This is a genomic window from Streptomyces sp. NPDC058335, from assembly GCF_042723915.1.
Classification (GTDB): Bacteria; Actinomycetota; Actinomycetes; order Streptomycetales; family Streptomycetaceae; genus Streptomyces.
Genome location: NZ_JBHXHX010000008.1, coordinates 193,653 through 207,532 on the forward strand (window position 1 = coordinate 193,653; position 13,880 = coordinate 207,532).

At 75.3% G+C, this 13,880-nt stretch carries 1 protein-coding gene; it reads right to left on the reverse strand.

The window, feature by feature from the left end; genetic code table 11:
- Positions 1 to 98 precede the first annotated feature (98 nt).
- Complete coding sequence (locus ACFWJX_RS17680) at positions 99 to 13,760, reverse strand: SDR family NAD(P)-dependent oxidoreductase (RefSeq protein ID WP_383243445.1); 13,662 nt, start codon at positions 13,758 to 13,760, stop codon at positions 99 to 101.
- Between the last annotated feature and the right edge of the window lie 120 nt (positions 13,761 to 13,880).

A 13,880-nucleotide genomic window follows, 5' to 3' on the forward strand; every position in this document is an offset into this window, starting at 1 on the left:
TCACGATGTGCACGGTCCTTTCCCTGCTGCTGCCGGAGCCCTACCGCTGCCGAAGCCCTGGCGGGCGCCGCGGAGGCCGCCCGCCGACCGGGCCGCCGTCACTGTTCCCAGGAGCGGAAGGCCCGCAGATGGTCCGGCGTGGTGACGGTCTCCAGGAGTTCGTCGTCCGGGTCTCCGCCGCCGAGCGCGGCCACGAACCGGCGGGCCGGGGCGTTGCGCGGGGTGCGCTCGGCCGTCAGACGGACCTTGGTGCAGCCCAGTTCGTCGGCGCGGTCGGCGAGCCGGGCGAGGAGTCTCTCCTCCACCCCCCGTCCGAGGGCGCGGCAGCTCATCAGCCAGGCCAGGACGTCGAGTTGGTCGCCGTCGGCGCGGACGGCGAGCAGGCCGATCTGGCCGTAGTCGCCGAAGCGGTCACGGGCCGAGGCGGTCCACACCTCGCCGCGGCTGAGCCACCGGTCCAGGTCGCCGCCGTCGGCGGAGCGGGCGCGGAGGGTGAACTGATTGGTGCGGCGCACGAGTTGCTCGGCCCGCTGCACGTCGTCCTCGCCGAGGGCACGGACGTCGACCTCCAGGTGCAGCTGGGCGAGGAACTCCTCGAAGCCCGCCTGTTCACGGACGGCGTCCCGTTCGCGTTCCTGGTCGTAGAAGCGGGCCCGCAGGGCGTCCTCGGCGGTGGCCGGAGCAGGGACCAGCGGCCACAACCGGGCCAGGAACTCCTCCAGGCCGGCGACGGGCGGACAGGTCACGGACAGCACCTGAGGCAGTGCGGCGCGCATCCTGCCGATCTCGGCGGGGTTGTCGTCGAGGAACAGGAAGCTGTCCACGCCCAGGTTGAGGGTGCGGGCCGCCTCCGCCACGCGGGTCGGCTTCGGGCCCCAGGCGGCGGAGAGGACGCTGAAGTGCTCGGCCTTGAGGAGGCTGTCGGGCCGGTCGAGGACGGCCCGGACGGTGTCCTCGTCGTTGTTGCTGACGAGCGCCAGCAGTGCCCCGGCCTCGCGCCACTGGAGGAGGCGGCGCGCGAGGAGGGCGCGCGGCCCGGTCAGGTCCACCGCGTCGGGGCCGATCTCCCCGGCCACTCCGCCCCACAGCGTCTCGTCGCCGTCGACGGCGATCACCTTGGGCGCGGGCCGCAGCACGGACCGGACGGTCTCGGCCAGGCACAGGGCGACCGCCGCCTGGAAGGGCGGGGTGAAGGGCAGGTGGGCGAGGCGTTCGGTCCGCTCGTCGAAGCGTTCCGCGACGGCGTGCCGGCGGTTCCAGTCGTCGGGGCGGAGCACCGCGATGCCGGGCAGTGCGGCGAGTTCACCGGCGACCTCGTCCTCCCAGCGGGTGAGGCGTTCGTCGGTGCGGGCGGCCGGCAGGAAGCCGACGATCAGCGGTTTGCGGGTCCGTTCGGCGACGGCCCGCAGGGCGGCCGGGTACTCCGTGCGCAGTTCGGCGAGGAGCGCGTCGTCCACCGGCCCGAACCGTTCCAGGTCGGGCGCCCGCAGGAGGACGACGCCGACGGCCGTACCGGGGTCCGCGAAGACGCCGGAGGGGTCGCGCAGGGCGGCGAGCACCTGGTGGTACGGGGCTTCGGCGACCGTCGGTCCGCCGTGCGGCGCCCCGTCCTGGAGGGCGGTCGCGCACATCAGCGGGAGGTTGCCGAGGGCGAAGGTGGCGGCGAGGGCGAGGGACCGGGCGGGCGCGGCCTCCTGGCGGGCGACCGGTGCCGACGCGTCCTGGGCCACCTCGCCCAGCAGTTCCACGAACTCCTCGCCCAGCCCGGCCGTGGCCGCGGGGTCGAGGATGTCGAGGTTGTGGTCGAGGCGGATGCGGCCCGCGTCGGGGGTCATGGTGATCATCAGGTCCAGGTCGGAGTAGCCGGTGCCGGCGGGCAGGACGTCCAGGTTGTCGAGGCGGCCGCCGTAACGGACGTAGTTGAAGTAGACCTCCACGAGCGGGGCCCCGGCGCGGTGCAGGCCCTGCCGGGCGAGGGTCGCCAGCACGTCGGAGAACATGGCGCCCCTGGCCAGGAGCCGTTCCATGCGGCCGTCGGTGCGCCGCAGCACGTCGGCGACGGGTTCGCCGGCCCGCGCCTCGGCGGGGAAGGGCACGGGGACGCCGTAGAAGCCCACCGCGTCGAAGGCATCGGCGTGGATGCGGGTGTCGACGGGGACGGCGAGCACGAAGCGTTCACGTTGCCGCTTGCGGGCCAGCAGCACGGTCAGGGTGCCGAGGCAGAAGGCGGCGGGTGTGACGGCGAGACCGCTCGCGGCGGCTGTCACACGGTCCATGAGCCCGTCGGGGAGGGTCACGGTGACGCTGCCCGCGCGGTACGACCGCTGCGCGGGGCGTGGGCTCGACAGGGTCAGGTCGAGCCGCTCACTGCCGTCGAAGGCCTCGCGCCAGTCGTCCGTCGCCGTGCCCTCGCCCGACTGCTGGGCCTCGACGAGGAGGTGGATGTCCCGGTTGGTGGGGTCCGCGCCGAGCGGAGTGCCGGACAGTTCGGCGTCGATCTCGCCCGCCACGAGGAGGAGGGACTGGAGGTCGCTGACGGCGTGGTGGGCGCCGAAGACCAGGATCTGACCCCGCTCTCCGCCGTCCAGCAGCTCGAACCGCCACAGGGGCGCGGCCGTCAGGTCGAACTCCGGTTCCAGCAGCGCCCGCAGGCGCTCGGCCGGGTCCGGGTCGTCCGTCACGGGGGTCCACCGCAGAAGCGGCGGCACCTCGCGGGCGACGTGCAGCAGGCGTCCGTCCGCGCCGGTCCGGACGGCGGTGCGCAGGGCGGCGTGCCGGGCGGTGAGGCGGTCCACGATGCCGGTGAGCGTGTCGCGGCCGGTGGGTGTCGTGAGGCGTACGGCGAGGCCGACGGCGTGGGCGGCCTGCGGCATGTCGGGGCGGGCGCTGCGCAGCAGGCGTACCACGTCGCGGGTCGCCGGGTGCGTCTCGGTCTCGGGCACCTCTGCGGCCGGGTCGGCGACGGCGCGCTGTTCGGCCGCCCGCTCGGGCAGGGCGGCGGCCAGGGTCCTGGCCAGGCCCCGGATGTCGGCGGCGGCGAACATCTCGGCGGTGGGCAGTTCGACGCCCAGTTCGCGGGCGAAGGAGTTGCGCAGCCGCACCAGCATCAGGGAGTCCAGGCCGAGTTCCTTGAGCGCGCTGCTCGCGGAGGTGTCGACGACCCCGCCGGAGACCTCGCCGACGCGGGCGCGGACGTAGGCCTCGAGCCAGGTGACGCGGGCCTGGTCGGTGGCGGCGGCGAACACCTTCCGTACGAGGCCGTCCGCGTCGCCGGTGCCGGTGGGGGCGGTGACGAGATCGGCGAGGATCGGGCGGGTGCGCACCGCGTCCGGGGAGAGCGCGAGGAGTTCCCAGTCGAGGGCGAGCGGGGCGAGCTGACGGCGGCCGGTGTCCAGGACGCGGTCGAAGAGTTCGCCGCCTTCCTGCGGGGAGAAGGCGACGAGTCCGGAGCGGCCGGTCTCGGCGGCACGGGTGCCGGATTCGGCGACCATGCCGACACCGGACCAGGCGCCCCAGTCGAGGCTGAGCGCCCGTCGTCCGGTGCGGGAGAGGTGGTGGGCCCAGGCGTCGAGGAAGGCGTTGGCCGCCGAGTAGGGGCTCTGGCCGGGTGAGCCGAGCAGACCGGCCGCCGATGCGAACAGGACGAGGTTGCCCGCTTCGGGGGCGAGTTCGGTGAGCAGGGCGGTGCCGAGCACCTTGGGTGCGAGGACGCGCAGGACGCGTTCGTCGGTCAGGTTGGCGACGGTGGCGTCGTCGAGGACGCCGGCCGCGTGCACGATCGCGGTGATGGGGCCGGCTTCGTGGCGTACGGCGTCCAGCGCGGCCGCCAGGCTGTCGCGGTCGGCGACATCGGCGCGGGCCAGGTGCACGGTGACCCCGCGTTCCTCCAGGCCGCGGATCCAGCGCAGGGTGTCCGGGGCGGGGGTGCCGCGGCTCATCAGGGCGAGGCGGCGGGCGCCGCGCCGGACGAGCCGCTCGGCGACGACACGGCCGAGGCCGCCGAGGCCGCCGGTGATCAGGTGGACGCCGTCGGGGGTGACGACGGGCGCGCCGTCGGTGTCGGGGCGGGTGCGGGCCAGGCGGGGGACGAGGCGGCCCGACTCGCGCAGGGCGACGAGGCGTTCGTCGTCGGCGTGGCGCAGCTGGGTCCACAGGGCGTCGGTGCCGCCGGTGGGCGGCAGGTCGACGAGGGTGGCCGCCAGTTCGGGGTACTCCTGGGCGACGGCGAGGCCGAAGCCCCAGGCGAGCGCCTGCTGCGGATGGGCGACCTGGCCGCTGTCCCCGACTGCCCGACCGCTGTCCCCGGCTGCCTGGCTGCCGCGTGCGACGACGAAGAGGCGCGGGGGGCGGCCGCGTGGGCGGTCGGCGAGGGCGCGGACGAGGTGGAGGGTGCTGAGGCAGCACAGGCGGGCCGCTTCCTCGGCGGTCCGTGCGTCGGTGACGGACGGTGCGTCGAGCGCGGTGAGCTGTACGACGCGCTCGGGCAGGGTGTCGGGGTAGGCCTCGTCGAGGAGGCGGGCCAGGTGGCTCGGGTCGGCGAGGTCGAGGACGTACCGGCCGGGGCCCTGTGCGGTGAACTCGGTTCCGCCTCGGGCGACGACGTGCGGGGCCTCGGTGCCGAGGCGGGTGAGGAGGTCGTCGGCGGTGCCGGTTCCGTCGGCGAGGATGAGCCAGCTGCCCTCGGCGGGGCGTTCCTGGGCGGCCGGGCGGGGCTGCCAGCGGGTCTCGAAGAGGGCGCCGTCCAGTGGGGAGAGCGCGGCGAGTCCGAACTCCTCGGCTTCCAGAACGAGTTGTCCGTCGTCGTCCCACAGGCGCAGGTCGAGGGAGGCGGTGTCGCCTTCCACCGCGCGCAGTTCGCAGCTCACCCAGACGGGCGCGGTGCGCCGCCCGGTGTGGCGGACGCGGCCGAAGCCGGCGGGCACGAACGCCCGTCCGTCGGGCGCGTCGCCGGGCAGGGCGGCGGTGTGCAGGGCGGAGTCGAGGACGGCGGGGTGGAACAGGTGCCCGGCAGCGGGGCGTTCGGCGAGCCGTGCGAGCGCGGCGGTGTCGCTGCGGCGGCCGGACTCCAGGTTGCGGAAGGCGGGCCCGTACTCGATTCCGAGAGCGCCCAACTGGGCGTACACCGGTGCCAGTTCGACCACTTCCGTGCAGCTTGCGCGTAGCTCGTCCAGCCGTGGCTCGGGGACGGGCGGCGTGTCGACGAGCATCCGGCCGGTGACATGGCGTTCCCAGCGGCGCTGTCCCTCGGCCGCCGAGGCGACGGTGAACTCACGGACGCCGTCCTCGGCCGGACGCAGGACGAGCTGGATCCGCACGGGCCGGGCCTCGTCGAGGCGCAGGGGCTGGACGAACCGCACGTCCTCCAGGCGCACTTCGGCGCTGTCCGTCACCGCGTGGGCTGCTTCCAACGCCATGTCGAGGAAGGCAGCGCCGGGCAGCCAGACCTCGCCGGTGACGCGGTGGTCGGTGAGGTAGGAGAAACGGCTGTCCCGCAGGTCGACCCGGCTCTGGAAGAGGTGCCGGTCGGGCTCGTCGCTGGCCTCGACGTGCGTACCGAGCAGCGGGGAGGCACCGGCCGCCGTGGCCGGGGCGGGGGCGAGCCAGTGGCGTTCGCGCGCGAAGGCGTAGGTCGGCAGGCCGAGGCGGCGGCCCTGGGGGAAGAGGGCCGTCCAGTCCGGTGCGTGGCCGGCGGTGAACAGCTCGCCGGTCCGGCGCAGCAGCATGGCGTGGCCGTCCTGCTGGCGGCGCAGGGAGCCGATGGCGACGGCGTCGATGCCGGCCTCGGCGGCGACGGCCTCGACGGCGGCGGTGAGCGAGGGGTGCGGGCTCAGCTCGACGAAGTAGCGGTAGCCGTCGTCCAGCATCCGGCGGATCGTGTCCGCGAAGCGCACCGGCCGGCGCAGGTTGGCGAACCAGTACGCGGCGTCCAGGCGGTCGCCGTCGACCGGTTCGGCGAGTACCGCCGAGTACAGCGGGGTGTCCGTGCGGGTGCCCCGGACTCCGGCGAAGCGGTCGAGGAGCTCCTCGCGGAGCGGTTCCATGAGCGGGCTGTGGGAGGCGAACGGCGTCGACAGCCGGCGTACGGTGACGCCCCGCTCCGCCAGGTGCCGGCCCAGCTCGGCCAGGGCGTCGGCGTCGCCGGAGACGGCGGTGGAGCGGGCGCTGTTGACGGCGCCGACGAACAGCCGTCCCTCGTACGGCGTGAGCAGTTCCTCGACCTGCGTGTGCGGGAGGTCGACGGCGACCATGCCGCCGCGTCCGACGAGCGGCACGACCGCGTGGGCGCGCCCGGTCACCACCGTCACGGCCTCGTCCAGGGTGAGCGCGCCCGCGCTGTAGGCGGCGGCGATCTCGCCCAGGCTGTGGCCGACCACGGCGTCGGGGGTGACGCCCAGGGCCCGCCAGGCGGCGGCCAGCGCCGCGTTGACGGCGAACAGCACCGGCTGGAGATACTCGGTGCGCTCCAGCGGCGAGAACTCCTCCGGCGCGCGCAGCACATTGAGCACCGACCAGCCGACCTGCCGCTGCACGGCCGCGTCGATCCGGGACAGCTCGTCCCGGTACGCCTGCGACTCGGCGAACAACTCCAGTCCCATGCCCGGCCACTGGCCGCCGTGCCCGGCGAAGAGGAAGGCGACCTTGCCGCTCTGCTCCTCGCGGGGCGGGGCCAGGGGTGCGCGGCCGGACGCCAACGCGTCGAGAACGGTGCGCAGTTCGTCCCGGTCGCCCGCCACGACGCTGGCCCGCCGCTCGAAGTGGCTGCGGTGCCGCGCCAGGGTGTGGGCGACATCCGGCAACGGGGTGTCCTCGGTGACGTACGCCGAGAGCCGTGCCGCCTGTCCGCGGACGGCGGCCTCGCTGCGCCCCGACAGCACGAACAGGTGCTTGCCGTCGCCCGTTCCGGCCGGCGTCGGCGACGAGGTGCCGGGCGCCTCCTCGACGACGATGTGCGCGTTGGTGCCGCTGATCCCGAAGGCGCTGACGCCCGCGCGCCGCACCCGTTCCCCTGTCGCCGGCCAGGGCCGGGCCTCCTGGAGCAGCCGCAGTCCGCTGTCGTCCCAGTCGACGTGCCGGCTGGGCGTTTGCGCGTGCAGGGTGGCCGGAAGGATCCCGTGGCGCAGCGACTGCACCACCTTGATCAGCCCGGCGACGCCCGAAGCGGCCTGGGCGTGACCGATGTTGGACTTCAGGGAGCCCAGGTACAGCGGACGGTCCTGGGGCCGGGAGGCGCCGAAGACCTCGGTCAGGGCGTTCGCCTCGATCGGGTCGCCGAGGGTGGTGCCGGTGCCGTGCGCCTCGATGTGGTCGATGTCCTCGGGCGCCAGTCCGGACTGCTCCAGGGCGCGTCGCAGGACCAGTTCCTGGGCGGGGCCGTTCGGGGCGGACAGGCCCTGGCTGCGGCCGTCCTGGTTCACCGCGGTGCCGCGCAGCACGGCCAGCACCTCGTCGCCGTCGCGCCGGGCGTCGCCGAGCCGCTTCAGTACGAGCATGCCGGCGCCCTCCGCCCAGATCGCGCCGTCGGCGTCGTCGGAGAAGGAGCGGCAGCGGCCGGTCGCGGACAGGCCGCGCAGCCTGCTGAACTCTACGAAGGTCTGTGGGGTGACCATGAGGGTGACGCCGCCGGCGAGGGCGAGGTCGCACTCGCCCGACCGCAGCGCCTGTGCCGCCAGATGGGTCGCCACCAGGGAGGAGGAGCAGGCCGTGTCCACGGTGAGGGCGGGCCCGTGCAGGCCGAGCGCGTACGACAGCCGGCCGGAGGCGACGCTCAGCGCGGAACCGGTGCCGACATAGCCGTCGAGCTGGTCGAGGCGGGTGCCGGCCAGGTATTCGCTGCCGAACATGCCGACGTACACGCCGGTGGTGCTGCCCGCGAGGTCGCCCGGCACGATGCCGCCGCGCTCCAGGGCCTCCCAGGCGGTCTCCAGCAGCAGCCGTTGCTGCGGGTCCATGGCGGCGGCCTCCTTCGGGGTGATGCCGAAGAAGCCCGCGTCGAAGGACTCGATGTCGTCGAGGAAGCCGCCGTCCCGGGCGTAGGACTTGCCGGGGGCGTCCGGGTCGGGGTCGTACAGGGACTCCACGTCCCAGCGGTCGGCCGGGAAGGGGCCGACGGCGTCCCGGCCGTCCGCCACGAGGCGCCACAGGTCGTCGGGGTCGTTCACCCCGCCGGGCAGTCGGCAGGCCATCGACACGATCGCGATCGGCTCGTCGGCGGGGGCGGCGGCGCGGGCCGTCCGTGCGGGGGACGCCTCGCGCCGGGGGCCGCCGAGCGCCGTGTCGAGCAGGTGGCGGGCGAGCCGGTCGGGGGTGGGGTGGTCGAAGAGGAGGGTGGCCGGCAGCTTGGCGGCGAGGCGGGCGCCGATGCGGTTGCGCAGTTCGACGGCGGTCACCGAGTCCATGCCGAGGTCGCGCAGCGGCTGGTCGGGCCGGACGGACTCCGCCGAGCGCAGACCGAGGGCACGGGAGGCCTCCTCGCGGACCAGGGCCAGGAGGCGATCGGCGCGTTCGGCCTCGGGCAGCGCGGCCAGCCGGTCGGCGAGGCCGCCGCCCTGACCGGCGGCCCGCGGCGCGGGCAGCAGGGACCGCCACAGGGCGGTCCCCGAAACGTGCTCGCGCAGGCGCGGCAGGTCGAGCGACCAGGCCACCACATGGGGTGTGCCGCGCCGCAGGGAGAGTCCGACCAGGTCACGGCCCTGGTCGGGGGTGAGGGCGCGGTGGCCGAGGCGGGCCATCCGCTCCAGGTCGGCGTGCTCGGCGGCCAGACCCTCCCCGGCCCAGGCGCCGAAGGAGACGGACGTGGCGGGCAGTCCCTGGGCGCGCCGGTGGTGGGCGAGCTGGTCGAGGAAGACGTTGGCGGCGGCGTAGTTGCCCTGGCCCGCGTTGCCGAGGACGCCCGCGGCCGAGGAGACCAGCAGGAACGTCTCCAGCGGCAGTCCGGCGGTGAGCCGGTGCAGATGGGCCGCGCCGTCGGCCTTGGGACGCAGGACCCGGGCGAGGCGCTCGGGGGTCAGCTCGGCGATCACCCCGTCGTCCAGGACGCCCGCGCAGTGCACGACTCCTCGCAGCGGGTGCTCCTCGCCGACGCGGGCGAGGACGTCGGCCAGGGCGACGGCGTCCGCGACGTCGCAGGCGGCGACCTCGGCCTCAACGCCGAGCACGGCGAGTTCGGCGACGGTCTCGGCGGCCCGCGGATCCGCGGGACCCTGACGTGACGTCAACAGCAAGCGGTGCACACCGTTTTCGGCGAGCAGACGGGCGATGTGCCGGCCGACGGCCCCCAGGCCGCCGGTGACGAGGACGGTGCCGTCGGTGGGCAGGGTCCCGCCGTCGGTGGCGCGGGCGCGGATCAGACGAGGGGCGAGCAACTCGTCTGCCCGCAAGGCAAGTTCCGGTTCGTCCTCGTACGCCACGGCGGCTCTGAGGGCGTCCGCCCAGTCGGAGGTGTCGAGGTCGAGGAGGGTGAGTCCGAGGTCCGGGTGTTCGGAGCGGGCGCTGCGGGCCAGCCCCCAGAGCACGGACTGGGCGAGCGCCGGAACGGCGTCCCCCGCACCGGCCGCGACCGCGCCCCGCGTCACCCACAGGGTCCGCGCGGGCGCCAGCCCCGGCGGGAGGGCCAGGAGCGCCTGGAGTTCGCCCAGGGCGACGGTGGCCAACTCCAGGGCTTCGGCGGCCGGTTCACCATCGGTCTCCGGCCGCGGCCAGAACCGTACGACGATGTCGGCGCCCGCGTCGGTCACCGGGACCCCGGCGGACGCCAGCTCGCGCGCGGCCTCCGCGTCCCCGACGACCGACCATTCCCCCTGCGGGGCCTCGGCTGCCTGGGGCGCGGCCGTCCACGCCACCTCGTACAGGTGCCGTGCGTTCTCCGAGCCGCCGCTCAGATCCGCCGGAGTGGCCGCCCGCAGCCGTACGTCCTCCAGGCGGCCCGCGGGGAAGCCGTCGGCGTCCCACAGACGCACGTCGAGGGTCAGGTCGGTGGCCGTGGATCCGGTGCGGCGGACGGAGACGATCAGGTCGTCGGCGCCGCCTTCGAAGGTGCAGCGGCCGACGGCGACGGGCAGCAGCACCCGCTCGTCCGACGCGTCGAGCACCGCGGCGACGTGCAGGGCGGCGTCCAGCAGCGCCGGGTGGACGGGGTACGGGTCGGACACGTCCCGCGCCTCCGCCGGCAGCGACAGCCGCGCGAGGAGTTCGCCGTCGCCGGTGAGCACCGCCTCCCGTACGCCCTGGAAGGCGTTCCCGTAGCCGAGGCCGACGCCGGTCAGCCGTTCGTACGTCTCCGGGGTCCAGGCCGGTGCCGCGTCCTGCGGCCGGAGCGGGGGACGCTCTCCCGTGGGACCGGCCGGGGCGGCGCCGGACGCGGTGGCGTGCAGGGTCCAGCCCGTGGCCTCCTGCCCGCGGGGGCGGCTGTGCACGGTGACCTCGGTGGCGGGACCGTCGACGACGACCTCGACGGACACCTCGACCGTGCCGGAGGCGGGCAGCACGAGCGGGGTGAGCAGGAGCAGGCCGGTGACGTCGGTGGGCTCGTCGGGGCGCGCCGTGGTGAGGGCGGCGCGGCACAGCTCGAGCAGGGTCGTGCCGGAGACGACGGTCCGGCCGAACACGGCGTGGTCGGGCAGCCAGTCGGCGGTGGCCGGGGACCACTCGTTGCGGAAGGTCCAGCGGGTCTCGTCGGCCGACCGGAGCTGGACGCCGAGGAGCGGGTGCGCGGCCCGGTCGAAGAGACCGCCGGTGGCGGACGTACCCTCGGGCTCGATCCAGTACCGCTGCGTGTCCCAGGCGTAGGTGGGGAGTTGGGCGGGGCTCGTGCCCGGCACGACGCGCTGCCAGTCGATGTCCCGGCCGTGGACGTGGAGTTCGGCTGCCGACAGGTCCAGGCAGGCGCGCGCGTCCGCGTCCCGGCGCAGTGAGCCGACGGCGACCAGGTCGTGGCCGGTCTCCTCGCCGATCGTGCGCAGGGCCGTCAGCAGGGCCGGATGGGGGCTGAGTTCGACGAAGCAGCGGTAGCCGTCGACGGCCATGCGCTCCACGGTGGGCGCGAACCGGACGGGCTCGCGCAGATTGGCGTACCAGTAGTCGGCTTCCAGCTCCTCGGTGACGGGCTCGCCGGTGACCGTCGAGTACCAGGCGACGGACGCCGGATAGGTGGTGACGCCGTCGAGTTCGTCGAGGATGTCCGCGCGGACCGGTTCGACCTGCGTGCTGTGGGAGGCGTAGTCGACGTCGAGGCGGCGGACGAACACCTGCTCGCGGTCCAGTTCGTCGAGGAGGGCCTGGAGCGGTGCCACCTCGCCGGCGATCACCGTGGAGCGGCCGCTGTTGACGGCGGCGACGGACACCTTGCCGTCCAGGCCGGCGAGACGCTCCTCGACCTCGGTGTGCGGCAGGGCGACGACGGCCATGGTGCCGCTGCCGGACAGGGCGGTCAGCGCCCGGCTGCGCAGGGCGACGACGGCCGCCGCGTCGTTGAGACTGAGGGCGCCCGCCACGCAGGCCGCGGCGACCTCGCCCTGGCTGTGCCCGATCACGGCGTCCGGGCGGATCCCACGGGATCGCCACACGGCGGCGAGGGACACCATCACCGCGAACAGCACGGGCTGGACGACGTCCACCCGGTCCAGCGACGGCGCGCCGGCGTCACCACGCAGGACAGCGGCGACGGACCACTCGGTGAAGGGGCGCAGGGCCCCGTCGCAGCGGTCGAGTTCGTCGGCGAACACCGGGTCGTGCGCGAGCAGGTCACGGGCCATGCCGGCCCACTGCGAGCCCTGGCCGGGGAAGACGAAGGCGACCTTGCCGGACGGGCGGGTCTCCTGAGGGCCCACGGTGGTGTCGGGGTCGGGCTCCCCCGCGGCCAGCGCGTCCAGGGCGGCGAGGAGTCCGGAATGGTCGGCGGCCTGGACGACGGCCCGGTGCGTGAAGTGGGTGCGGTGATGGGCGAGGGTCGCGGCGGCCGCCGGGAGCGGTGTCCCGGGCCCCTCGCGCAGGGCCCCGGCGAGCCGGCCGGCCTGGCCCCTCAGCGCGGGGAGAGTGCGGGCGGAGAGCGGGAACAGGACCGGGGCCGGGAGGTCGGTCTCAGGCGCGGAGAGGTCCGCCTCGGGCGCGGCGAGGTCGCCCTCGGGAGCCTCCTCCAGCACCACGTGCGCGTTGGTGCCGCTGATGCCGAACGCGCTCACGCCCGCCCGGCGTGTCCGGTCCGCTCGGCGCGGCCAGGCCTCGGCGTCGGTCGGCACCCGCAGGCCGCTGCCCTCCCAGGCGATGTGCCCGGTGGGCGTCCCGGCGTGCGGGGAGGCCGGTATGCGTTCGTGGCGGAGTGCCAGGACGGTCTTGATGACGCCGCCGATGCCGGCCGCGGCCTGGGCGTGTCCGATGTTCGACTTCAGGGAGCCGAGGGCGAGGGGCCGGTCGGCGGGGCGGCCGGGGCCGAAGACGGCGGCGAGGGCGTTGCCCTCGATCGGGTCGCCGAGCGGGGTGCCGGTGCCGTGCGCCTCGACGTGGTCGATGTCGTCCGGACGGAGCCCGGCGGCGTCGAGCGCGGCCCGCAGGACCCGTTCCTGGGCGGGGCCGTTGGGGGCGCTGAGTCCCTGGCTGCGGCCGTCCTGGTTGAGGGCGGAGCCCTTGACGACGGCGAGGATCCGGTCGCCGTCCCGGCGGGCGTCGGCGAGCCGCTTGAGCAGGACGAGGCCGCAGCCCTCGGCCCACACCACGCCGTCCGCGTCGGCGGAGAAGGGACTGCACCTTCCCGACGGGGACAGCCCGCGCAGCCTGCTGAACTCGACGTGTCCGCGGGGGGTGACGAGCAGTGTCGCGCCGCCCGCCAGGGCGAGGTCGCACTCGCCGGCCGCGAGGGCCCGCGCCGCGAGGTGCAGGGCGACCAGGGAGGAGGAGCACGCCGTGTCGACGGTGACGGCGGGCCCCTGGAGGCCGAGGGTGTAGGAGAGGCGTCCGGAGGCCACGCTCGCGGCGGAGCCGGTGCCGACGTGTCCGTCGAGCTGGGCGAGGGAGGCGGCGCCGAGGTATCCGCTGTCGTAGAGGCCGACGTAGACGCCCGTGGAGCTGCCGTTCAGCGTGTCCGGGACGATGCCGGCGCGTTCGAGGGTCTCCCAGGCGGTCTGGAGCAGGATCCGCTGCTGCGGGTCCATGGCGGCGGCCTCGCGCGGGGAGATGCCGAAGAAGGGGGCGTCGAAGCGGTCGATGTCGTCGAGGAAGCCGCCGCGCAGGGTGTAGGCCTTGCCGGGCGCCTCCGGGTCGGGGTCGAGGAGACCGTGGGTGTCCCAACGGCCCGCCGGGACCTCGGAGATGACGTCCTGCCCGGCGTCGAGCAGCCGCCACAGTGCCTCGGGGTCGTCGGCGCCGCCGGGGAAGCGGCAGGCCATGGAGATGATCGCGATGTCGTCGCCCGAGGCCCCTGCGGCGCCACCCTCGCGGGGCCGTACGGCGGCGTCGTCCTCCCCGGCCCGTGCGGAGGCGTACGCGGCCGGCCGTTCCTCGAAGAGGGCGTCGGTGAGTGCCGCGATGGTGGGGTGGTTGAAGACGAGGGACGGTTCCAGGGTGCGGCCGACGCGCTCGGAGAGGTCGGCACCCAGAGCCACCAACTGGCGGGAGCCGAGGCCGAATTCGGCGATCGGGCGGTGCGGGTCGACGTTCAGCGGGTCGAGGCCGGCCGCTTCGGCCACGGCCGAGGCCAGCCAGGCGCGCACGCCCTCGGCGGTCGCCGGGGACGGCTCGGGGTTCTGGGGCAGAGACGCGTTCGCAGGCATCTGGAGAGGTCCTCGTGAACTGGGTGCGCGGCGGACTTCCGTACGCCCGTGGAGGGCGCGGCCGGAAGGGAGGGTCGGGTTCGACGGCCCCGAGGTGGCGCCGCCGGCCCGAACGGGCGG

What these genes read in the sequence shown, in the direction of transcription:
- ACFWJX_RS17680 (WP_383243445.1), bottom strand. Translation starts at nt 13,760, where the DNA reads ATGCCTGCGAACGCGTCTCTGCCCCAGAACCCCGAGCCGTCCCCGGCG.